Source organism: Streptomyces sp. NPDC058470 (assembly GCF_042721055.1).
In the GTDB taxonomy this organism is placed as follows: Bacteria; Actinomycetota; Actinomycetes; order Streptomycetales; family Streptomycetaceae; genus Streptomyces.
Genome location: NZ_JBHXMF010000028.1, coordinates 38,925 through 60,369, shown reverse-complemented (window position 1 = coordinate 60,369; position 21,445 = coordinate 38,925). Strand labels below are relative to the sequence as shown.

At 69.4% G+C, this 21,445-nt stretch carries 19 protein-coding genes; 17 read left to right on the top strand and 2 right to left on the bottom strand.

Annotated elements, in window-relative coordinates:
* Positions 1-314: 314 nt before the first annotated feature.
* Together ACFWP7_RS21390 and ACFWP7_RS21385 are read left to right on the top strand one after the other, a co-directional pair.
* A complete protein-coding gene (locus tag ACFWP7_RS21390) occupies positions 315-1,907 on the top strand; it encodes an MFS transporter (RefSeq protein ID WP_384383130.1) in 1,593 nt (530 codons plus the stop codon).
* Between the two features lie 255 nt (positions 1,908-2,162).
* Entirely contained in the window at positions 2,163-3,353 is a 1,191-nt protein-coding gene (locus tag ACFWP7_RS21385) for an acyl-CoA dehydrogenase family protein (RefSeq protein WP_384383129.1), read from the top strand.
* 65 nt (positions 3,354-3,418) lie between these two features.
* On the opposite strand, the gene ACFWP7_RS21380 is transcribed toward ACFWP7_RS21385, so the two are convergent.
* Positions 3,419-3,859 carry a cell division protein SepF gene (locus tag ACFWP7_RS21380; protein WP_365435121.1) on the bottom strand — a complete coding sequence of 147 codons (441 nt, stop codon included), beginning with the start codon at positions 3,857-3,859 and terminating at the stop codon, positions 3,419-3,421.
* A 290-nt stretch (positions 3,860-4,149) separates the two neighbouring features.
* On the opposite strand from ACFWP7_RS21380, the gene ACFWP7_RS21375 reads away from it, so the two are divergent.
* On the top strand, positions 4,150-5,364 hold the full coding sequence (locus ACFWP7_RS21375) for a DUF5685 family protein (protein WP_384383128.1): 1,215 nt from the start codon (positions 4,150-4,152) through the stop codon (positions 5,362-5,364).
* A gap of 101 nt (positions 5,365-5,465) precedes the next feature.
* On the opposite strand, the gene ACFWP7_RS21370 is transcribed toward ACFWP7_RS21375, so the two are convergent.
* Complete coding sequence (locus tag ACFWP7_RS21370; protein ID WP_384383127.1) at positions 5,466-6,428, bottom strand: ABC transporter substrate-binding protein; 963 nt, start codon at positions 6,426-6,428, stop codon at positions 5,466-5,468.
* Between the two features lie 474 nt (positions 6,429-6,902).
* Here ACFWP7_RS21370 and ACFWP7_RS21365 point away from each other — a divergent pair, with 474 nt between their 5' ends.
* From ACFWP7_RS21365 to ACFWP7_RS21300, 14 genes are all read left to right on the top strand, one after another.
* Entirely contained in the window at positions 6,903-7,748 is an 846-nt protein-coding gene (locus ACFWP7_RS21365; RefSeq protein WP_384383126.1) for an amino acid ABC transporter permease, read from the top strand.
* Entirely contained in the window at positions 7,745-9,553 is a 1,809-nt protein-coding gene (locus tag ACFWP7_RS21360) for an FAD/NAD(P)-binding protein (RefSeq protein ID WP_384383125.1), read from the top strand. Before ACFWP7_RS21365 ends, ACFWP7_RS21360 begins: the two co-directional genes overlap by 4 nt.
* 90 nt (positions 9,554-9,643) lie before the next feature.
* Positions 9,644-10,525 carry an amino acid ABC transporter permease gene (locus tag ACFWP7_RS21355; protein WP_384383124.1) on the top strand — a complete coding sequence of 294 codons (882 nt, stop codon included), beginning with the start codon at positions 9,644-9,646 and terminating at the stop codon, positions 10,523-10,525.
* Positions 10,526-10,587: 62 nt separating this feature from the next.
* Positions 10,588-11,340: an amino acid ABC transporter ATP-binding protein gene (locus ACFWP7_RS21350; protein ID WP_384383191.1), complete on the top strand. Its 753-nt coding sequence runs from the start codon at positions 10,588-10,590 to the stop codon at positions 11,338-11,340.
* Between the two features lie 58 nt (positions 11,341-11,398).
* Positions 11,399-12,376 (top strand): ABC transporter substrate-binding protein, encoded by a 978-nt coding sequence (locus ACFWP7_RS21345; RefSeq protein ID WP_384383123.1) that lies wholly within the window; start codon positions 11,399-11,401, stop codon positions 12,374-12,376.
* A 234-nt stretch (positions 12,377-12,610) separates the two neighbouring features.
* The gene (locus ACFWP7_RS21340; protein ID WP_384383122.1) at positions 12,611-13,690 is read left to right on the top strand and encodes an LLM class flavin-dependent oxidoreductase; all 1,080 of its coding nucleotides are present in this window, start codon (positions 12,611-12,613) and stop codon (positions 13,688-13,690) included.
* Positions 13,687-15,021, top strand: coding sequence for an NtaA/DmoA family FMN-dependent monooxygenase (locus ACFWP7_RS21335; RefSeq protein ID WP_384383121.1), 1,335 nt, complete (start codon positions 13,687-13,689; stop codon positions 15,019-15,021). Before ACFWP7_RS21340 ends, ACFWP7_RS21335 begins: the two co-directional genes overlap by 4 nt.
* A gap of 4 nt (positions 15,022-15,025) precedes the next feature.
* On the top strand, positions 15,026-15,808 hold the full coding sequence (locus ACFWP7_RS21330) for a DUF1684 domain-containing protein (RefSeq protein ID WP_384383120.1): 783 nt from the start codon (positions 15,026-15,028) through the stop codon (positions 15,806-15,808).
* Between the two features lie 439 nt (positions 15,809-16,247).
* Positions 16,248-17,150 carry a S1 family peptidase gene (locus tag ACFWP7_RS21325; RefSeq protein ID WP_384383119.1) on the top strand — a complete coding sequence of 301 codons (903 nt, stop codon included), beginning with the start codon at positions 16,248-16,250 and terminating at the stop codon, positions 17,148-17,150.
* 164 nt (positions 17,151-17,314) lie between these two features.
* Positions 17,315-18,193: a slipin family protein gene (locus ACFWP7_RS21320; protein WP_384383118.1), complete on the top strand. Its 879-nt coding sequence runs from the start codon at positions 17,315-17,317 to the stop codon at positions 18,191-18,193.
* A 277-nt stretch (positions 18,194-18,470) separates the two neighbouring features.
* Positions 18,471-19,544 carry a S1 family peptidase gene (locus tag ACFWP7_RS21315; RefSeq protein WP_384383117.1) on the top strand — a complete coding sequence of 358 codons (1,074 nt, stop codon included), beginning with the start codon at positions 18,471-18,473 and terminating at the stop codon, positions 19,542-19,544.
* 636 nt (positions 19,545-20,180) lie between these two features.
* Complete coding sequence (locus ACFWP7_RS21310; protein WP_384383116.1) at positions 20,181-20,351, top strand: hypothetical protein; 171 nt, start codon at positions 20,181-20,183, stop codon at positions 20,349-20,351.
* Positions 20,348-20,755: a hypothetical protein gene (locus ACFWP7_RS21305; protein ID WP_384383115.1), complete on the top strand. Its 408-nt coding sequence runs from the start codon at positions 20,348-20,350 to the stop codon at positions 20,753-20,755. Before ACFWP7_RS21310 ends, ACFWP7_RS21305 begins: the two co-directional genes overlap by 4 nt.
* 112 nt (positions 20,756-20,867) lie before the next feature.
* Positions 20,868-21,443 (top strand): phage tail protein, encoded by a 576-nt coding sequence (locus ACFWP7_RS21300; protein ID WP_384383114.1) that lies wholly within the window; start codon positions 20,868-20,870, stop codon positions 21,441-21,443.
* Positions 21,444-21,445 lie beyond the last annotated feature (2 nt).

Below are 21,445 nucleotides of genomic sequence, written 5' to 3'. Positions count from 1 at the left end.
TTACCCGCCTGCTCACCCGGCGTCACCGTGTTGATCATGGCGGCCGGTGCCGCTCAGCTGCCCGTAGGTCCGGTATGTGGAGCAATGTCACGAACGCGAGCGCGTGCCTGGATGCCGGGGAGCGTGGCGTACGCCACACCCGGGTGGCAGGAACGTGAGAGGTCCACCACGCGTCATCGGTGAGAACTCGCGTACGCTGACGGCTCACTCGCCTTTGTTGCGTGGGCCGGGATTCCGCTCTCCCAGGCCGCAACCGCAGGGAGTCCCCACCCCGCGGTCCCGCCGAACGCGAGGGAACATCTGGGAGGTAGTACATGTCCGGGACGACTACGGCCGCTGTGCGATGCCGTCGGGAGGCCGGGCCCGGTGCCAACCGCTGGGTCGTCCTGGTCGTCCTCTGTGTGAGCCTGCTTCTTGTCGCCCTCGACGCCACCGTGCTGCATGTCGCGGTGCCCGCCGTCACCGAGGACCTCAAGCCCGGCGGGATAGAGCTCCTCTGGATCGTCGACGTCTACCCGCTCGTCTGTGCCTCGCTCCTCATCCTCTTCGGCACGCTGGGCGACCGCGTCGGCCGCCGCCGGATCCTCCTCCTCGGGTACGCGCTCTTCGGCGTCGCCTCCGGACTCGCGGCCCTCGCCGACAGCGCGCAGGTGCTCATCGGTGCGCGCGCCCTGCTCGGTGTCGGCGGTGCGATGATCATGCCCGCGACGCTGTCCATCCTGCGGCAGGTCTTTCCCGACCGGCGGGAGCGGGCACTCGCGATCGGCATCTGGAGCGCCGTCGCGGCCGTCGGGGCCGCGATCGGGCCGCTCCTCGGCGGATTTCTGCTGGAGCACTTCTGGTGGGGGTCGGTCTTCCTCGTCAACATCCCGCTGATGCTGGTCAGCCTGCCCATCGGGCGACTGCTGCTGCCCGAGTCGAAGGGTGACGGCAAGGGGCCCTGGGATGTCGTCGGCGCGCTCATGGGTGCCGCCGCGCTCTTCGGGCTCGTCCTCGGTGTCAAGCAGCTCGGCGGGGGTGAGTTCAGCGCGTTCACGCTGGTGACGCTGCTGGCGGGCGGGGCGCTGATGGTCGCCTTCGTACGACGGCAGCGGCGGCGTGAGCATCCGCTGGTCGATCTGCGGATGTTCTCGCGGCCCGCGTTCACCACGTCCATCTGCTGCATCGTGCTCGCCATGCTCGCCCTGGTCGGCCTTGAGCTGATCGCCGCCCAGTATCTGCAACTCGTGCTCGGTCTTTCGCCGCTGGAGACCGGGCTGCGGCTGCTGCCGCTCACCGTCGCCGCGATGGCGGCCGGGCTCGGCGGAGCGAAGATCCTGCGGCGGTTCGGGCCGCGCACGATGGTCTGCTCCGGGTTCTGCATCACCGCCGCCGCGGTCATCATGCTCACGCCGATGGGCGGGCACGACAACACAGGGTTGCTGCTCAGCGGGTTCATGTTGCTCGGCTTCGGGCTGGAGATGACACTCTTCGGCGCGTACGAGTCGATGCTGAGCGAGGCTCCTCCGGCGCAGGCCGGCGGGGCCGCGGCGATCGGCGAGACCTCGTACCAGCTGGGCGCCGGGATCGGGATCGCGCTCCTGGGGAGTGTGATGAACGCGGCGTACACGCCACGGCTGTCCTCGGTTCCGGGGGTTCCTGCGTCCGATTCCAAGGCGGCGGGGCACTCTCTGGGGGAGGCGTACGAGGTTGCTGCGCGGCTTGGCGGGCATCCTGGTGCGGCTCTGCGCCACGCGGCTCGGGACTCCTTTGTGCACGGGCTGCATGTGACCTTGCTGGTCAGTGCGGGGTTGCTGCTGCTCGGGGCCGCCATGGCGTTGCGGTTGCCGCGGGTCATGGAGTGCGAGGCGCCGTCGGCGGAGATCCCTGCGCCCAGGCAGGTCGCGGAGTCCCGCGTGTCTGTGTAGTTCTCCCGCCCGCGCACTGGTCACCCTTCCCTGGCCACGGTTCCGCGGGTCACCCTTCCCGGGCCACCGTTCCCCGGGCCACCGTCCCGCGCGTCACCCTCCCCGGGCCGCCGTCCCCAGCCCGGGTCACCGGACGTAGGCCACCCGCACGGGGTCGCCCTCCCCGTACCACTGGACGTGCGGGACACTGCGTCGTAGCGTCGGGGTCGTATCCGTAACTAGCGGCGCTAGTTTCAGAGTTTCGGAGGCTGTGTCATGTCCGCGTCCTCGAAGTTGCCCCCCTTCGATCCCGCCGATCCCCTGGGTGTGGACGACCTTCTGGACGCGGAGGACCTGGCGATCCGCGACACCGTGCGGGCGTGGGCCGCGGAGCGGGTGCTGCCGTATGTCGCCGAGTGGTACGAGAAGGGGGAGCTGCCCGGGATCCGGGAGCTGGCGCGGGAGTTGGGCGGGATCGGGGCGCTCGGGATGTCGCTCCAGGGGTACGGGTGCGCGGGGGCGAGCGCGGTGCAGTACGGGCTCGCCTGTCTGGAGCTGGAGGCCGCGGACTCCGGGATCCGGTCGCTCGTGTCGGTGCAGGGGTCGCTCGCGATGTACGCCATCCATCGGTTCGGGTCCGAGGAGCAGAAGCAGCGGTGGCTGCCGTCCATGGCCTCCGGCGAGGTCATCGGATGCTTCGGGCTCACCGAGCCCGACCACGGGTCCGACCCGGGCTCCATGCGGACGTACGCCAAGCGCGACGGCGGGGACTGGGTCCTGGGCGGGCGGAAGATGTGGATCACCAACGGGTCCGTCGCCGGGGTCGCCGTGGTGTGGGCGCAGACCGATGAAGGGATCCGCGGCTTCCTCGTGCCCACCGACGCGGCCGGGTTCTCCGCTCCCGAGATCAAGCACAAGTGGTCGTTGCGGGCCTCCGTCACCAGTGAGCTGATCCTGGACGACGTACGACTGCCCGCCGATGCCGTGCTGCCGGAGGTCACCGGGTTGAAGGGGCCGCTGGGCTGTCTGTCACACGCGCGGTACGGGATCGTGTGGGGGGCGATGGGCGCAGCGCGGGCCAGTTTCGAGGCGGCCGTCGAATACGCGAAGACGCGCGAGCAGTTCGGGCGGCCCATCGGCGGCTTCCAGCTCACCCAGGCCAAGCTCGCCGACATGGCGGTCGAACTGCACAAGGGAATTCTGCTCGCCCATCACCTGGGGCGGCGCATGGACGCGGGGCGGCTGCGCCCGGAGCAGGTCAGCTTCGGCAAGCTCAACAACGTGCGGGAGGCGATCGAGATCTGCCGGACCGCCCGCACCATTCTCGGGGCCAACGGCATCTCGCTCGAATACCCCGTGATGCGGCACGCCACGAACCTGGAGTCGGTGCTCACCTATGAGGGCACCGTGGAAATGCATCAACTCGTGCTGGGCAAGGCGCTCACCGGACTCGATGCCTTCCGGTAGGAACCCACGACCCCGGAAGAACCCGCAAGGACCCCGGCAAGGCAGGGCCGGTGAGCGGCCCTGCCTCAGCTCTGGTTGAAGAAACCGTCGGCAGGACGGCTCGCGGCCTCGCCGCTGACGATCTCCGTGTTGGCAGGGGTCAGCAGGAAGACGCGGGTGGCGACCCGCTCGATGGTGCCGCGCAGGCCGAAGGTAAGGCCGGCCGCGAAGTCCACCACGCGCTTGGCGTCGGCGGGCTCCATGGACGTGAGGTTGATGATGACCGGGACGCCGTCCCGGAAGAGTTCGCCGATTCCGCGTGCGTCCCGGAAGCTGTCCGGGGTGACCGTGCCGATCCGGCGGCCCTTCTCCTCCGCCGTCTCGGACGCGACCTTCACGCGAGGGTCGGTGACCCAGGCATTGCCGGTCTCCTGGCTCTCGGCGTAGTTGTCGTCGTCGTAGTAACGCTCGTCATCGTTGTCGTCTACGAGGCCAAGCCAGGCACTCGCCTTGCGCACCGATCCCATGGACGCCTCCTCTCACAGCGGTCTGTCTTGCTTTCCGCATCCCCATGGTCGTCCATGATGCGGATGTAGCGCCAAGGGGATAGACGCCGCGCGGGGGTTTCGTGACGGTACTGGTGCACAGCGAATACGTCGAGAGCCCGCGTCTCCCAAGGGTCTTGCTGTGTACGGCTGCTGACTGAGAGTGAAATATGATTCTCGACGGCGTTTGGGTGACGGGTGGTGCGTACGGGTGAACGGGGTGGTCGATACGATGCCGCACCTCAACTTCGTACACATCACGGGGGAGTGTCGTGTTCGGGATAGTGCGGCCTTGCGGCCATCGCCTCGGTGAAGGACTCAAGGCCCAGTGGATGGCGCATTTGTGCGGACTGTGTCTCGCGCTGCGCGGGGACCACGGCCAGTTCGCCCGGGTGGTCACGAACTATGACGGGCTGCTGGTATCGGTTCTGACGGAGGCTCAGGCGGAGCGCACCACGGGATGGCGGCGTACGGCGGGGCCCTGTCCCCTGCGCGGTATGCGGACGGCGTCCGTCGCGCAGGGCGAGGGCGCGCGGCTCGCCGCCGCCGTCTCGCTGGTGCTGGCGTCGGCCAAGGTGCGCGATCACGTGGCGGACGGGGACGGGCTGTTGGCGCGCAGGCCGGTGGCGCTCGCGGCGCGCCGGGTCGCCAGGAGCTGGGGGCGCGCGGGTGCGCGTACCGGCGCGGAGGTCGGATTCGACACCGCTGTGCTGGTCGACGCCGTGGACCGGCAGATCGATGTCGAGGCGCTGGCCGGGCTCGGTACGCCGCTTCTGACGGTCACCGAGCCGACCGAGACCGCGACCGCCGCGGCCTTCGCACACACGGCCGTCCTCGCCGGGCGCCCCGGCAACGCCGTGCCGCTCGCCGAGGCCGGACGACTCTTCGGGCGGCTCGCCCATCTCCTGGATGCCGTGGAGGACAGGGAAACTGACGCCGCGTCGGGCGCCTGGAACCCGCTGGCGGCGACCGGTACGTCGCTCGCGGAGGCGCGGCGGCTCGCCGACGACGCGCTGCACGGCATACGGCTGGCGCTGCGCGAGGTCGCTTGGGGGTCCGGGGGTCGCTCCCCCGAAGGGCACGGCACGGACGGCAGGCTGGCGCACATCCTGCTCGTGCACGAGCTGCGGAACTCCGTGGACCGCGCCTTCGGTACGAGTTCGTGCGGACACCGGGTGGATGTATACGGCCCGCCGGCCGGACCGTACGCGCCGCCCGGCGGCCCGGGCGGCTCGCCGCTTCCCCCGGAGCCGCCGCGCCGCGACCGGCGCGGGCTCATCGCCGGCTGTCTGGTGTGGGCGGGGCTGGCCTGTACGTGCCAGATGTGCTGTGGCGAGCACGAGGACCCGTGGAGCCGGGAGCGCAAACAAGGGTTCTGCAGTCAGTGCGACTGTGACTGCAGTGGGTGCGGCGACTGTTGTGAGTGCGGTGACTGCTGCGGCAATTGCTGCGACGGGTGCGACTGCGGGTGTGACTGCGGCTGCTGAGGGACGCCCTCCTCCGCCGGAGCCGGCTGGGGGCGGGTGGCCTGTCACCGGCAACGGGTGTCTTCCCGCGCCCCCAACGGGTTCCTTGGAAGGCGACCGCGTCAGTCCTTGAACTCCGGCGGCGAGATCTGCGACTGCTCGATCTCCGAGCCGGTCGTGCCCCACTTCTTGAGGATCTTCTCGTACGTCCCGTCGGCGATGAGCTCGTTCACCGCGGCCTGGAAGGCGGGCGCCAGCTTCGTGCCCTTCTTGAAGGCGAAGCCGACGTCGAGGCGGTGGTACTCGTTGAGGAACTTGACGCCCTCCTGGTGGGCGACCGCGTAGCGCAGGCCGTTGATGGTGCTCATCACGATGTCGCTGCGGCCCTGTTGCAGCGAGGACCAGATCGCACCCTGCTCGCTGTAGGTCTGCACCTTGTACGCGTCCTTGCCGGCGTCCGTGCAGACCTTCTTGTTGTCCTCCAGCGTCGCCTCGAAGGTCGTGCCCGCGGTGGTCGCGACGTTCAGGCCGCACAGCTGCTTCAGGTCGGTGATCTTCGTCAGCTCGCTGTCGTCGCGGGTGGCGAAGCCCTGGCCGTCGTTGACGTAGGTGACGAAGTCGATGGTCTTGCGGCGCTCGTCGGTCACGCCGAAGTTGCCGACGCCGAGGTCGTACTTGCCGCTGTCGAGGGCCGGCAGGATCGCCTCGAAGCTCGCGGCCTCGTAGTCCAGCTCGATGCCGAGGGTCTTCGCGACCGCGTTCGCGAAGTCGACGTCCTGACCGGCGAGGGTCTTGCCGTCCGCCAGGTAGGAGGTGCCGGGCGGCTGGCCCGAGACGCTGACCGCGATGTTGAGACCGCTGACCCCGGAGGGAAGCAACTTCGCGGACGCCGTGTCCTTCTTGACGGCCGAGACCACGTCGGTCGTCGGGATCCCGTCGCTGTTGACCGCGGCCTGGGCGTCGGTTCCGCCGGAACCCGTGCCTCCCGAGTCACCGGAGCCGCATGCCGTGAGCAGCAGCGTCGCGGAAGTTATCAGGGCAAAGGGGATGAAATGACGGCGACGCGGTCGCGAGGGCGTACTCATGGCGTGCGGATCTCCTGAGCAGGCGGAAGGCAGGCAGCGGTGAGGAAAGTGAGCTGTGCGCGAGGGGGGCGCGGGATACGCGTGTGAAGGCGTGGGCAACGGCGCTCGGACGGCGCCGGAAAACGCAGAAAGCGCCCGTCAGAAAGGGCGCAAGAGGTCAGCTCAACAGGAAGAGGACCACACTCGACCGAAGTCGATGTGGGAGCGCGTGACCAGCCACTGCTGCGAATGCATGGGGCAAGTGGAACAGGCATCCGTTTCCGCGTCAACTGACATGAGACGTACCGCTCACAGTGTGGACACCCTTGACAGGGACGGGAAACGCCCCCGTACTCTCGACGGACGGCCATGCTGAGGGGCTCGGCCGTGGGGGCGTCCTCGTGACGCGCTGTGTGGCCTGCCCGGTCCCTGTGGCCGTACGGCCCCGTGTGAAGGCATCACCGTGTTCGACTCGACGCATCACGGAGCCTTCGCATGTCGTCCGACACCCTTACCAAGGTGGCCGCACCGGAAGACGCGGTGCCTTTGCGCATCGTCCCGCAGCGCCGTCTCGGCCAGTGGACCGCCGCCGTTGCCGTCCTGATCCTGCTCGGACTCGCTCTCAACTCCGTAGTGCGCAACGACGCGTTCCAGTGGGACGTCGTGGGCGACTACTTCACGACCGCCTCGGTGCTGCGCGGACTCTGGCTCACCCTCTGGCTGACCGCGCTGGTCATGGTGCTCGGCTTCGCCCTCGGCACTCTGCTCGCCGCGTTCCGGCTCTCCACCAACCCCGTGCTGCGGGCGGTGAGTTGGGGATATGTCTGGCTGTTCCGGTCGATGCCGATCCTGGTGCAGCTCCTGTTCTGGTTCAACATCGGAGTGCTGTACCCGGAGATCCTCGGGATCAGGACGGTGAACCTGCTCGGCCCGGTCACCGTCGCCATCGTCGGCCTCACCCTGCATGAGGCCGCGTACGCCGCCGAGGTGGTGCGGGGCGGCATCCTCTCCGTCGACCGCGGCCAGATCGAGGCCGCCCAGGCGCTCGGCCTGAGCAGGTGGCGCCGCTGGTGGAAGATCGTGCTGCCACAGGCGATGCGCTCCATCGTGCCGCCGGCCGGGAACATGCTGATCGGCACTCTCAAGGGCACCTCCATCGTCAGCGTCATCGCCGTACAGGACCTGCTCTACTCGGTCCAGCTCGTCTACCACCGCACCTACCAGGTCATGCCCCTGCTGATGGTGGCCACGCTCTGGTACATCATCGTCACCTCGGTGCTCAGTGTCGGCCAGTACTACGTCGAGCGGCACTACGCCCGCGGTTCGGAGCGCACCCGATGAGCGCCGGACGGCCCTCCCTGGTGATCGTCGGCGCCGGGCCGCGGGGGGCCGGTGTCCTGGAGCGGATTGCCGCCAACCTGCCTGAGCTGTACGGGGATTCAGGCAATCAGGGCACCCAGGGCACGCAGGGCACGGTGGGCTCCGGGGGTTTCGACATCCATCTCGTCGATCCCTATCCGCCCGGCGCCGGACGCATCTGGCGCGAGGAGCAGTCGCCGCTGCTGTGGATGAACTCGCAGGCCCAGGACGTCACGATGTTCACCGACGAGACGGTGGCCATGGACGGGCCGGTGCTCGAAGGCCCCACGCTGCACGAGTGGGCGGGCCTCGACGGGCGGGTCTTCGCGGACCGGCAGCGACAGGGCACGTATCTGCGCTGGGTGTACGAACGGGCCGTGGCCGCCCTGCCGTCGGGCGTCCGGGTCCACCATCACCCGCGCCGGGCCCTGCGTGTCGACGGGCCTCGCGGGGGCCGCCAGCAGGTCTGGCTGGAGGGTCTGCCGCGGCCGCTCGACGCCGACCTGGTGGTCCTGGCGCTCGGTCACCTCGACGCCGAACTCGACGACGAGCAGCGGGAATTGGCGGCATACGCCGAACGCCACGGGCTGGTGCATCTGCCGCCGGACTTCACCGCCGACAGCGACCTGTCCGCGCTGGAGGCGGGCGAACCGGTTCTGGTGCGCGGCTTCGGGCTCGCCTTCGTCGACCTGATGGTGCTGCTGACGGAGGGGCGCGGCGGACGCCACGAGGGAGAGACGTACATCCCGTCCGGACGCGAGCCGATCCTGTATGTCGGCTCCCGGCGCGGGGTTCCCTACCACTCCAAGATCGGTTACGACTGGGCGGGGGAACCGCCGCCGCTGCCAAGGTTCTTGGGGCCCGCCGAGATCGACGGGCTGCTCGCGCGGCCGGACGGTTTCGACTTCCGGCGGGATGTCCAGCCGCTGGTCGAGAAGGAGCTGGGGTTCGCGCACTACCACCGGCTGTTCGCGGCGCACCCCGAGCGGACGCGGATGGCCTGGACGGACTTCGAGGAGAAGTACGCGGCCTCGGACGCCGTCGAGGTCCAGGCGCTGGTGGCATCCGCTGTGCCCGATCCGGCCCACCGGCTCGACCTCACCGCCCTCGACCATCCGCTCGACGGGGTGCGGCACACCTCGTACGAGGAACTCCAGACAGGCCTGCGTGCTTACATCGAAGGGGATTTGACGCGGCGTCACGACCCGTCGAACAGCCCTGACCTGGCCGTCTTCCTCGGCCTGCTCTCCGTGTACGGCCAGTTGGTCCGGCTCGGTGACATCGGCCCGTGGTGGCACGGCTTCTTCAGCTATCTCGCGTCGGGGCCGCCCGGGCCCCGGCTGCGGCAGATGCTGGCGCTGTCGCGGGCCGGGATCCTGAGGTTCGTGGGCGCCGACATGACCGTCGCCGCCGAGGACGGCGTCTTCCGGGGCGGCAGTGCCACCGTGCCCGGCGCGACGGTCGAGGCCCGCGCGCTCGTCGAGGCGCGGCTGCCGCACCCCACGGTCGAGCGCACCAGCGACCTGCTGCTGCGCGAGCTGTACGCCGGCGGAGCCGCCGCGACTCCCGAGGGACTGCTCGCCGTGGACCCCGCCGACGGCCGGGTCCTGGACCGCTCCGGCACCCCGCACCCCCGGCGCTTCGCACTCGGCCCGCACACCGACGCGCGCGGCTCGGGGGCGTTCACCCGGCCGCGTACCGGAGGGCCGGCCTTCCGGCAGAACGACGCGGCGGCGCGTGCCGTGCTGGCGTTCCTGCGCGCGCTCTCCTGTCGGGCAGCGGCCTGAGGCTCCGGCCCCGACGCCTCTTCGGACCCTGCCGCTCCACCACCCGCCCGGTCTTCCGCTCACGTCCCATCACGCCCCCGAGGAACCCTCATGTCCCTGACCAGTGATCCACCCCGCACGAAATCGGCCCCCGAACCCGAGGATCTCGGCGCGCTCAAGGTCGTGCCCGTCCGGCACCCCTGGCGCTGGGCCGCCGTGATCGCGACCGCCGTGCTGCTCGCGCAGTTCGCGCACGGACTCGCCACCAACGCCGGCTGGGAGTGGGATGTGTTCGCCGAGTACTTCGCGGCGGACGTGGTCCTCAAGGCGGTCTGGGTCACCCTCCAACTGACCTTCTATGGAACGGCGTTGGGCTTCGCGCTGGGTATCGTGCTCGCCTTCATGCGGCTGTCGGCCAGCCCGTTCCTGAAGGCCGTGGCCTTCGCTTACATCTGGGCGTTCCGCTCGATCCCGCTGATCGTGCAGCTGCTCTTCTGGTTCAACCTGGCCTACCTCTACCAGGAGTTGCAGTTCGGCATCCCGTTCGGGCCCGGCTTCTTCTCCTTCCCGACGATGGACCTGGTCGGTGCCATGAGTGCGGCCGTGCTCGGCCTCGCGCTGCATCAGGCGGCGTACGCGGCGGAGATCGTGCGCGGCGGTGTACTGGCCGTGGACAGCGGGCAGTTGGAGGCGGCCGCCGCACTCGGCATCCCGAGGTTGCGGCAGATCCGGCGGATCGTGCTGCCGCAGGCGATGCGCTCGATCCTGCCGAACGCCGCCAACGAGGTGATCTCCCTCTTCAAGGGGACCTCGATCGTCTCCGTGATGGCGATCGGCGAGCTCTTCTACCAGGTCCAGGTGATCTACGGCCGCAACGGCCGGGTCGTCCCGCTCCTGATGGTCGCCACCGCCTGGTACATCCTCCTGACCACCGCGCTCTCCATCCTCCAGTACTACGTCGAACGACACTTCTCGAAGGGGGCCACGCGATGAGCGCCACGGTCACGCAGGACGAGGGCACGCAGGACGAGGGCACGCAGGACCGCACGGCACCGATGGTGGACGTCAAGTCCGTGCACAAGAGCTTCGGTTCGCTGGAAGTACTCAAGGGCGTCGACCTCGAAGTGCGGACCGGGGAGGTCACCGTCATCCTCGGCCCGTCCGGGTCCGGCAAGTCGACGCTGCTGCGCACCATCAACCACCTGGAGAAGGTCGACCAGGGCTGGATCAGCGTCGACGGCACCCTCGTCGGCTACCGGCGCTCCGGCGACAAACTGTACGAACTGCGCGAGCGGGAGATCCTCAAGCAGCGTACCCAGATCGGCTTCGTCTTCCAGAACTTCAACCTCTTCCCGCACCTCACCGTGCTGGACAACATCGTCGAGGCGCCGGTGTCCGCGCTGAAGCGGCCCCGCAGGGACGCCGTGGAGAACGCGCGGAGACTGCTCGACCGGGTGGGGCTCGCCGACAAGGCCGACGCCTACCCGAAGCAGCTGTCCGGCGGTCAGCAGCAGCGGGTCGCCATCGCCCGCGCGCTGGCCCTGGAACCGAAGCTGCTGCTCTTCGACGAGCCGACCTCCGCGCTCGACCCCGAGCTGGTCGGTGAGGTCCTCGACGTCATCAAGGACCTGGCCCACCAGGGCACGACGATGATCGTGGTCACGCACGAGATCGGCTTCGCCCGCGAGGTGGCCGACACCGTCGTCTTCATGGACGACGGCCGCGTCGTCGAGCAGGGCACCCCCGGCGACGTACTCGACAATCCGCAGCACGAACGGACCCGGGCGTTTCTGTCCAAGGTCCTCTGAAGCCCCGTTCTTTCTGAGACGGCCCGTCACATCCCTTAATCCTCATAGGAGTTCGCCCATGCTGTCCCGACGTACCTTCGCAGCCTCCATCGCCGCCCTTGTCGCCGCACCGCTGCTCAGCGCCTGCGGTGGTGACAGTGACGCGGCCACCGGGACGGGCGGCTCGGACACCAAGAAGGTCGGCAACATCAACATCGGCCCCGACCAGAACCGCATCCGCGGCAAGAAGGTCGACTCGATCGCCGCGCTCGTGCCGGCGGCCATCCGGGAGCGCGGCACGCTGAAGCTCGGCCAGAGTGCCGACGCCTCGCCGCCACTCGGGTTCTACGCGACCGACGACAAAACCAGAATCGGCTCGGAGATCGATATCGCCACGCTGGTCGCGGACACCCTCGGTCTCAAGCTCGACAACGAGGAGGTCTCCTGGGAAAACCTCTTCGTCGGGCTCGACAGCGCCAAGTTCGACGCCGTGTTCTCGAACGTCACCGTCACCGAGGAGCGCAAGGAGAAGTACGACTTCGCGACCTACCGACTCGACAACATCGCGTTCGAGGCGAAGAAGGGCGTCGACTGGACGGTCAAGGAGCCCAAGGACGTCGCGGGCAAGACCATCGCCGTGTCCTCCGGCACCAACCAGGAGAAGATCCTCGTCGACTGGAGCAAGCAGAACGAGGACGCCGGTCTCAAGCCCGTGGACATCAAGTACTACCAGAAGGACACGGACTACTACCTGGCGCTCCAGTCGGGACGCATCGACGCCTATCTCGGCCCGAGCCCGTCCGCCGCGTACCACGTCGCGTCCGCCGGCCAGACCGTGATCGTGGGCACGCTCTCGGGTGCCGGTGACAAGCTCCAGGGCAAGATCGCCGCCACCACGAAGAAGGACAGCGGCCTGGTGGACGCGTACGCCGCCGCCATCGACCACGTGATCGAGAACGGCCAGTACGCCGAGGTGCTCAAGCGCTGGGGGCTGACGAGCGAGGCCGTCGAGAAGTCCGAGATCAACCCTCCGGGTCTGCCGAAGACCGAGTCGTAGTCCACCCGAGAGCGGCGGGATCCGCACAGATCCCGCCGCTCTCCTAGGGGGTGTCGTTCGGATCACCTCGGGTCCGCGACGTCCGGTACGGCACCTCGCCGCGTTGTCGCATCACCCGAGTACGCCCAGTACGCGGGTCATGATCCGCCTTGCGACGCACGCCCCATGCGCCGCGGCCTGATCCGAGGTGATCCGAACGACACCCCCTGGCTCCCCGCTGAAAGGTCCCACTCCATGACCGCACCGAACGGCCGGGGGCTTCTGCACCTGGCCGCCGCCCTCGATCAGCAGGCGGCCTACGATGCCGCCTCCCATGTGGAGCTGGCGCAGCTCGCGGAGCGCGGGGCGCTCGACTTCGTGACGCTCGGCGACACCTTCGCGCGTCCGGGACCCGACGCGCTCGCCGTCCTCGCGCGGGTCGCGCCCGTCACCCGCAGAGTCGGGCTGGTGCCGACCGTGACCACCACACACACCGAGCCCTTCCATGTGCAGGCGGCCGTGGCGACCCTCGACTGGGTCAGCCGTGGCCGGGCCGGCTGGCAGATCGAGGTGTCGACGTCCGAGGGCGAGGCACGGCTCTTCGGCCGCCGACACGCCGCGCCCGCCGATGGGCTGTGGCGGGAGGCCGGCGAAGTCGCCGACGTGGCCGCCCGGTTGTGGGACAGCTGGCAGGACGACGCCGAGATACGTGACGAGGCGACCGGCCGCTTCGTCGACCGGGACAAGCTGCACCACGTCGACTTCGAGGGCCCGACCTTCTCGGTGAAGGGCCCCTCGATCGTGCCGCGCCCTCCGCAGGGTCACCCCGTCCGGGTCGTCGACGCCACCGAGGGGCACGCCCGGCAGACCGCGGCCCGGTACGCCGACGTGGCGCTCGTCCGGGTCGCGGGCCCGGCGCAGGCCCGTGCCGTACGGGCCGAACTGCGGGACGGAGCCGCGCGGTTCGGCCGCGACCCGGACGGCCTGCGCGTCCTCGCCGGGCTCTCCGTCGACCTCGGTGACGGCGAGCACGCGGCCGTGCCGGGCCATGGCGGCGGGGGACCCCGGCAGACCGCGCAGGGCCCGCTGTACCGGGGCGGTCCGGTCGATCTCGCCGAGCTGATCACCTCCTGGCACCAGGCCGAGGCCGCCGACGGCTTCCACCTCACGCCCGTCGAACCCCTCCGTGACCTGGAGCGGCTCGTCAACGGCACGGTGGCGCTGCTCCAGCACCGCGGCCTGTTCCGCACCTTCTATCCGGGCAGCACGCTCCGGGAACACCTGGGGCTTGGCCGGCCCGCCAACCAGTACGCCGTGGCAGGGGGAACGTCATGACCGTACGCAAGCAGGTGCACCTCGCCGCCCACTTCCCGGGCGTCAACAACACCACCGTCTGGGCCGATCCCCGGTCGAGGTCCCAGATCGACTTCGCGTCCTTCGAGCATCTCGCGCGCACCGCCGAGCGCGGTCTTTTCGACTTCTTCTTCCTCGCGGAGGGGCTGCGGCTGCGTGAGCACCGGGGACGTATCCATGATCTGGACGTGGTGGGACGGCCGGAGTCGATCACCGTGCTCAACGCGCTCGCGGCCGTCACCGAGCGGCTCGGGCTCGCTGCCACGGTCAACGCGACCTTCAACGAGCCGTACGAACTCGCCCGCAGGTTCGCCACGTTGGACCACCTGAGCGGCGGCCGGGCCGCCTGGAACGTGGTGACCTCCTCGGACGCCTTCACCGGGGAGAACTTCCGGCGCGGCGGCTACCTGGACCGTGCCGACCTCCCCCACTCTCAACTTCGTTCGAGCGGGGGGACCCCCATAACACGCGCCGCTGAATTCGTCGCCACCGCACGGGAGTTGTGGGACTCCTGGACGCCCGACGGACTGCCCCGTCCCTTTGCGCACCGGGGTCAACACTTCGACATCGCGGGCGAGTTCACCGTGCCGCGCTCCCCGCAGGGGTATCCGGTCGTCATCCAGGCCGGGGACTCGCCGGAGGGCCGCGAGTTCGCCGCGTCCACCGCCGACGTGATCTTCACGAGACACGGGACTCTGGAGGCGGGCCGGGAGTTCTACGCCGACGTAAAGGGGCGGCTCGCGAAGTACGGGCGGGCGCCCGAGGACCTGAAGATCATGCCCGGGGTCACCGTCGTGCTCGGCGACACCGCCGCCGAGGCTCAGGAGCGGGCCGCCGAGATCCGCCGCCTACAGGTCTCGCCGCAGAACGCGATCCTCGCGCTGGAGCAGGTCTGGGGCGTCGACCTCTCCTCGTACGACCCCGACGGGCCCCTCCCGGACATCGACCCGGAGCTCGGATCGACCCTGGTCCAGGGGCGGGTGAAAGTCGCCGACCCCTTCGCGATCGCCGAGAAGTGGCGGGCCCTGTCGCGCGAGAAGGGGCTGTCCATCCGGCAGACCGTGATCGAGGCGAGCGGCCGGCAGTCCTTCGTCGGCACCCCGGAGGCCGTCGCCGCCGAGCTCGACGAGTTCGTCACGAAGGACGCCGCCGACGGCTTCATCCTCGTACCGCATCTGACACCCGGCGGCCTGGACGACTTCGTGGACCGGGTGGTGCCGCTGCTCCAGGAGCGCGGCGCGTTCCGTACGGAATACACAGGCACGACGCTGCGCTCACACCTCGGGTTGCGGGATCCGGTGTGGAAGGGTTGATCACATGACGACGGACGCATCCGAGGACTGGAAGCACTGGCACGAGCACCGCAGTGAGACGGTGTCCGCGACCTATGGACCGCTCGCGCTCACGGGCACCCACTGGATCGAGGACTATCCGGAGGGGCAGCTTCCAGGCATCCCTGGGCGTTGGGCAGTCGGCGGTGACGCGGTCGTACTGACGGCGGCGGCCGAGGACGGTCTCACGCTCGGCGGGGAGCTCTTCACCGGTGAGGTCACGCTCGGTGCCGACCTCGGTCCGGCGGACGGCGCCCGCGTCGGGCACGGCGAGCGCCGCTTCGTCGTGCTCGTGCGGGAGGGGATCTGGGGCGTACGCGACTTCGACCCCGACTCACCCGCGCGGCGGGCCTTCAAGGGCATCGAGGCGACCGACCACGACCCGCGCTGGTCGGTGCCGGGTCACTTCACGCCGTACGGCGAGAGTCGCACCGTACGCGTGGAGAACGCGGACGGGCGAGCGCGCGGTCTGGGGCTCGGCGGGGTGCTCGCCTTCACCCTCGATGGACAGGACCTCACACTCCAGGTCTCGGTGGAGAGCGACGGCTCGCTGTGGGCCGTGTTCGCCGACTCCACAAGCGGGCAGGGCAGTTACCGCTTCCGGTTCCTGCGGCCCGCGGCGCCCGACGCCCAGGGGCGTACGACGGTGGACTTCAACCGGGCCGTGCTCCCGCCGTGCGCCTTCGCGGACCACTTCATCTGCCCGTTCCCGCCGCCCGGGAACACCCTGGTTGCGGCGATCGCGGCGGGGGAGCGGAACCTGCTCTGAGTCGTCCGGTCCCAGGCCTGCGCGCGCCGGCGGTGGTCTTCGTCGGCGCGCGTTCGCGGGGCCGGACGTATCTCTCTGTGAGACGGCTGTGCACATGGCAGGAACACGCCATTCTCGGCCAGTGGCCCGCTCGCCGGGTTGCCGCGGCCGCCGAGGGCGGCGCTCGCCGGGGGGCACTGCGGTGACATGGTCAATGCCTGTCAACACGCGTAGCTCGGGGGTGTCTTCGATACAAGATCAACCTACTTGTGTCGTTGGTCAGTTGAACCCCGCATGACCGAAAGGTGCCCTTGCGGAGATTGGTCGCGCGGTCGAATACTCCCCCACAGCGCTTCCCAGGAGCACGGCTTGTCCGGAATCCGGGCAGGGGTGTCCCTGGCTGCGCCTCACGGGCCCCGACCCCACGCGGGCCCCCGACACCCCCCTCGGAGGGACGAACGTGAGGATCAAGCGCACCACCCCCCGCAGCGGTATAGCGAGACGGGTCCGGCTGATCGCCGTCACCACCGGACTCGTGGCCGCAGCTGCTGTCACCATCCCCACCTCCAGCGCGAGCGGCGCGGAGCCCTTCACCGCGTCCGAACTGAAGAGCGCCGGCGCCTCGGTGCTCAAGGCCGATGTTCCCGGCACCGCCTGGGCGGTCGACGCGAAGACCAACAAGGTCGTCGTCACCGTCGACAGCACCGTCTCCGCGACGGAGATCGCGGAGATCAGGGCGACCGCGGCCGACAACGCCGGCGCCCTGCAGATCAAGCACGTCCCCGGCAAGTTCAACAAGCTGATCCAGGGCGGCGACGCCATCTACGCGAGCAGCTGGCGCTGCTCCCTCGGCTTCAACGTCCGCAGCGGCACCACGTACTACTTCCTGACCGCCGGTCACTGCACCGACGGCGCGGGCACCTGGTGGTCGAACTCCACCCACACCACGACGCTCGGCACCACGGCGGGCTCCAGCTTCCCGACCAACGACTACGGCCTGGTGCGCTACACCAACACCACGGTCGCCAAGGCGGGCACCGCCGGCGGCGTGGACATCACCAGCGCGGGCACCCCGGCCGTGGGCGCCACGGTCTACCGCGACGGCTCGACCACCGGCACGCACAGCGGCCGGGTCTCCGCCCTCAACGCGACCGTCAACTACGGTGGCGGCGACATCGTCTACGGCATGATCCAGACCAACGTCTGCGCCGAGCCCGGCGACTCCGGCGGCTCGCTCTACTCCAGCTCCGGTATCGCCTACGGTCTGACCTCCGGCGGTAGCGGCAACTGCACCTCCGGCGGCACGACGTTCTTCCAGCCCGTCGTGGAGGCCCTGAGCGCCTACGGCGTCAGCGTCTTCTAGGCCGGTACTCACCCCCCACCGGCTGTCGCACGACCTGACCTTGCAGCCAGCAGAAGGCGAGCCCCCGCACGCAACTGACGTGCGGGGGCTCGCCCTTGCTCGGGTGACGGAGTTACCGTCGACGTACATGCCTGATGCGCCCACTTCGGACCCTGGGGGCCGTAATGGTGGAGGAGCTGGTGGCGGCGGGAGTCTCCGTCGCGTCCGTGGGGCTGGTCTATGTGATGGCCGGGGCCCGTGTCGTCAAACAGTACGAACGGGGTGTCGTGCTGCGGCTCGGCAGACTGCGCTCGTCGGTGCGCGGCCCCGGGTTCACGATGATCGTGCCCTTCGTGGACAAGCTGCGTAAGGTCAACATGCAGATCGTGACGATGCCGGTGCCCGCGCAGGACGGCATCACGCGGGACAACGTCACGGTCCGGGTGGACGCCGTCATCTACTTCAAGGTGATCGACGCCGCCGACGCCGTCATCCAGGTCGAGGACTACCAGTTCGCGGTCTCGCAGATGGCGCAGACGTCGCTCCGCTCGATCATCGGCAAGAGCGATCTCGACGATCTGCTCTCCAACCGCGAAAAGCTCAACCAGGGCCTGGAGTTGATGATCGACAGCCCGGCGGTCGGCTGGGGTGTGCAGATCGACCGCGTCGAGATCAAGGACGTGTCCCTGCCGGAGACGATGAAGCGCTCGATGGCCCGGCAGGCGGAGGCCGACCGCGAACGCCGCGCCCGGATCATCAACGCCGACGCGGAACTCCAGGCGTCCAAGAAGCTGGCGGAGGCCGCCGAGGTGATGTCCGAACAGCCCGCCGCACTCCAACTACGCCTGCTACAGACGGTGGTGGCCGTCGCCGCTGAGAAGAACTCCACGCTCGTACTGCCCTTCCCGGTGGAGCTGCTGCGGTTCCTGGAACGGGCGCAGCCGGGTACGCCGAGTGCGCAACCGGCGGCGGCGGTGCCTCAGCAACCGGTGCAGGAGCAACTCCCGCCCGGCGAGGTCCCGGTGGAATCGGACCCCGAGGGGTCGAAAACCGGACAGGACTAGACCTCACAGGCTGCGCAACGGGTACGCGCACGCAGCGTTTGCACCGGGAACCCAGGTGGAGTGACCACCCACAGTCAACACATAGGGGGCGTACGCCCCTTGGCGCACGCGAGTCCTGAAGTCGACCTTGTGTGCCCCCGGTAAGCCTCGGAATAGTGGGCATCGAACTATTGGCATGGACGCGGCTTTTTGCTGTACCGCGGCTTCATGTCCGTACACCTTCCGGCCGAAGAGGTCCCCACAACCTCCAGGCCGGCCCCCCACAGGAGGACGTAAGTTGAAGCACCGACGCATATCCAGGCGGCGTGCCGCCATCGCGGGCGCGGGAATCACCGCACTGATCGCCGCGGGAGTAACCTTCCAGACTGCGAACGCCAGCGAGACCCCGACTCCGCGGACGTTCTCGATCGAGGCGGCCGGAAAGCTCGCCTCGACCCTCGGCAAGGACCTCGGCACCGACGCGGCGGGAACGTACTACGACGCGAAGACCAGGAGTCTCGTCGTCAACGTCCTCGACGAAAGCGCCGCGCAGACCGTCCAGGCGACCGGCGCCCAGGCGAGAATCGTCGAGAACTCCCTCGCCGAGCTGACGAGCGCCCATACGACGCTCCAGAAGGACGCGACCATCCCCGGCACCTCATGGGCGACCGACCCGGAGACCAACAAGGTCGTCGTCACCGCGGACGGCACCGTCTCCAAGGCCGAACTGGCCAAGCTGACCGAGGTCGTCGACGGGCTCGGCTCCACGGCCGAACTCCAGCGTACGAAGGGGGAGTTCAAGCCCTTCGTTGCGGGCGGCGACGCCATCACCGGCGGTGGCGGACGCTGCTCGCTCGGCTTCAACGTGGTCAAGGACGGCGCGCCGTACTTCATCACGGCCGGCCACTGCACCGAGGCCATCTCCACCTGGTCGGACTCGTCCGGCAACGTGATCGGCCAGAACGCGGGATCCAGCTTCCCGGACAACGACTACGGCCTGGTCCAGTACACCTCCAGCGTCGCCCACCCGAGCGAGGTCGACCTCTACAACGGGTCCGCGCAGGCCATCACCCAGGCGGGCAACCCGACGGTCGGCCAGTCGGTGACCCGCAGCGGTTCGACGACCCAGGTGCACAGCGGCACGGTCACCGGCCTGAACGCCACCGTGAACTACGGCAACGGCGACATCGTCAACGGGCTCATCCAGACCAACGTCTGCGCCGAGCCCGGCGACAGCGGCGGCTCACTCTTCTCGGGCTCCACCGCGATCGGACTCACCTCCGGCGGAAGCGGTGACTGCACCTCGGGTGGCACGACGTTCTTCCAGCCGGTCACCGAGGCGCTTTCGGCCTTCGGGGCGGCCATCGGCTGACGGCTGCGGTGTGTGTCGGAGCCCCGTTCCCGCTTTTGCGGGGGCGGGGCTCTCGTCCGTGCGGCGTCGCCTCTGTGGGGCGTGAGGGGCGGCGGCCTACGGGGTTGAGGGTGGCGGCCCACGGGGGAGGGGTGGCGACCTACGGGGTGGAGGGGTGGCGGCGCAGCCCGCGCTCGGGTTGCCCGCGATCACGACCAGCAGGGTGGCCACGCCGATGCCGACGATCCTGAAGACGCCCTGCGCAGCGCGCCCACGTGGGAGGTGATGAACAACAGCTGTAGGGCGGTCGCGCCGAGGACGAGGGGATGGCCCGCGGGGTGACGGCGTCCTTCACCTCGGAGCGGAAGCCGGTGTGCCGTGTCATGTCGCCATGGTCCGCGCGGGGAGCGGTTTCCGCGGGTGGGAGACGGTCGGATGGTAGTCGTGCGCATGCGCTACGTAATTGTTACGTGTTCGAAACTTCAGACGACTCACGCTGCTGTTGGGGTGCTGGTTACATTTGGGGCCCGCGGGGCAGCAACTTCCATGGCGATAGCGGAAGTTGACCTTCCATTAGTTCCCTTCGTCGAGTTCTCGACCAGTTCTCGTCGTCGGTCTCCGCGCGGGAGTCGTACAGCCGATCATCGGGGGAGTGCTGTGCAGAGAATCCAGCTGACCTATTGGTGGAACGGGCATGAGCCCGGCGACGTCGTCGAGTTGGACGACGCGACCGCGCGGGAAGTCCTCGGGGTGATCGCCCTGCCCGCGCCTGAGTCGGATGCCGAGCCGGCCGCTGCGTCGGATACCGAGCCGGAGTCCCGGCGATGACCGAGCCGTACATCACCTTCCCGGACGTCGAGCAGCTGGTCGTAGATCTCCTGAAGGACCGCAGTGAGCTGGCCGGTGTCCTGGTCGATGTCCAGCCGCCCTCCGGCTTCGACGGCTCGCAGCGCGCGGTACTGGTCTCCCGGGTCGGCGGAGCCTGGGCGGAGGATCCCCGGCTGGACAACCCGCTGGTCGACCTGGAGGTGTACGGCCCGTCCAAGGCCGCGGCCCACACCGTCTCCCTGGTCGCCCGCGCCCTGGTGCTCCAGCTCCGGGGAGCGGTGTACGGCGAGGCGACCGTCGTGGACGTCGTCGAGGAGGACGGCCCGCGCTGGCTGCCCGACTACCGGCACGCAACCGCCAACCGCTATGTCTCGACCACCCGTCTGGTGGTCCGCCCGGCCTGACCGCCGGCTCCGAACGCACTCCCGTCGCGGGGCGCCCGCTCCACCCGGCGCCCCGCGCATCGTCCGCACGCATCCGCAGCACGTCATGTCCCACTCCCACCAAGGAGCAGTGATGGCCGGAACGAACGCCAAGGAGATCAGGGTCGCGGGCAGCGGCCGGGTCCTCATCGCCCCACTCGCCACCGCACCACCCGCCGATACCAGCGCGGCGTGGGGCGCGGCCTGGAAAGACCTCGGCTACACCAGCACCGACGGGGTCAAGATCACCAAGAAGGACAAGCTGGACCCCGTCGACACCTGGCAGAGCGTCAGCGCGGCGCGGTTCGTCTACTCCGACCGCGACCTCAGCTTCAAGTTCCAGCTCCTTCAACTCAACGAGGACACCATGCCGTTCTTCTTCGGCGGAGGGTCGGTGAAGGAGACGGCGACCGGGTCCGGGCTGTACAAGTACGAGCTGGAGGCCGAGCCGAAGTTCGACGAGCGCATGCTCGGGCTGGAGTTCGTCGACGGGACCGACGTGTCGTACCGCCTGATCGTCGCCCGCGGCCAGGTGACCGAGACGGAGGAGATCTCCCTCGTCCGTACGGCCCCCGTGAAGCTGGGCGTCACATTCACGGCGCTGGCCACGGTGAACGGCGCCCCGCTCGCGACGTTCCTGATGAAGGACCCGAGCTTCAGCGCGGCCTGAGC

What these genes read in the sequence shown, in the direction of transcription:
- ACFWP7_RS21390 (WP_384383130.1), top strand. Translation starts at nt 315, where the DNA reads ATGTCCGGGACGACTACGGCCGCTGTGCGATGCCGTCGGGAGGCCGGG.
- ACFWP7_RS21360 (WP_384383125.1), top strand. Translation starts at nt 7,745, where the DNA reads ATGAGCGCCGGACGGCCCTCCCTGGTGATCGTCGGCGCCGGGCCGCGG.
- ACFWP7_RS21300 (WP_384383114.1), top strand. Translation starts at nt 20,868, where the DNA reads ATGGCCGGAACGAACGCCAAGGAGATCAGGGTCGCGGGCAGCGGCCGG.
- ACFWP7_RS21365 (WP_384383126.1), top strand. Translation starts at nt 6,903, where the DNA reads ATGTCGTCCGACACCCTTACCAAGGTGGCCGCACCGGAAGACGCGGTG.
- ACFWP7_RS21380 (WP_365435121.1), bottom strand. Translation starts at nt 3,859, where the DNA reads ATGGGATCGGTGCGCAAGGCGAGTGCCTGGCTTGGCCTCGTAGACGAC.
- ACFWP7_RS21340 (WP_384383122.1), top strand. Translation starts at nt 12,611, where the DNA reads ATGACCGCACCGAACGGCCGGGGGCTTCTGCACCTGGCCGCCGCCCTC.
- ACFWP7_RS21305 (WP_384383115.1), top strand. Translation starts at nt 20,348, where the DNA reads ATGACCGAGCCGTACATCACCTTCCCGGACGTCGAGCAGCTGGTCGTA.
- ACFWP7_RS21350 (WP_384383191.1), top strand. Translation starts at nt 10,588, where the DNA reads ATGGTGGACGTCAAGTCCGTGCACAAGAGCTTCGGTTCGCTGGAAGTA.
- ACFWP7_RS21335 (WP_384383121.1), top strand. Translation starts at nt 13,687, where the DNA reads ATGACCGTACGCAAGCAGGTGCACCTCGCCGCCCACTTCCCGGGCGTC.
- ACFWP7_RS21320 (WP_384383118.1), top strand. Translation starts at nt 17,315, where the DNA reads ATGGTGGAGGAGCTGGTGGCGGCGGGAGTCTCCGTCGCGTCCGTGGGG.
- ACFWP7_RS21385 (WP_384383129.1), top strand. Translation starts at nt 2,163, where the DNA reads ATGTCCGCGTCCTCGAAGTTGCCCCCCTTCGATCCCGCCGATCCCCTG.
- ACFWP7_RS21330 (WP_384383120.1), top strand. Translation starts at nt 15,026, where the DNA reads ATGACGACGGACGCATCCGAGGACTGGAAGCACTGGCACGAGCACCGC.
- ACFWP7_RS21370 (WP_384383127.1), bottom strand. Translation starts at nt 6,428, where the DNA reads ATGAGTACGCCCTCGCGACCGCGTCGCCGTCATTTCATCCCCTTTGCC.
- ACFWP7_RS21355 (WP_384383124.1), top strand. Translation starts at nt 9,644, where the DNA reads ATGTCCCTGACCAGTGATCCACCCCGCACGAAATCGGCCCCCGAACCC.
- ACFWP7_RS21345 (WP_384383123.1), top strand. Translation starts at nt 11,399, where the DNA reads ATGCTGTCCCGACGTACCTTCGCAGCCTCCATCGCCGCCCTTGTCGCC.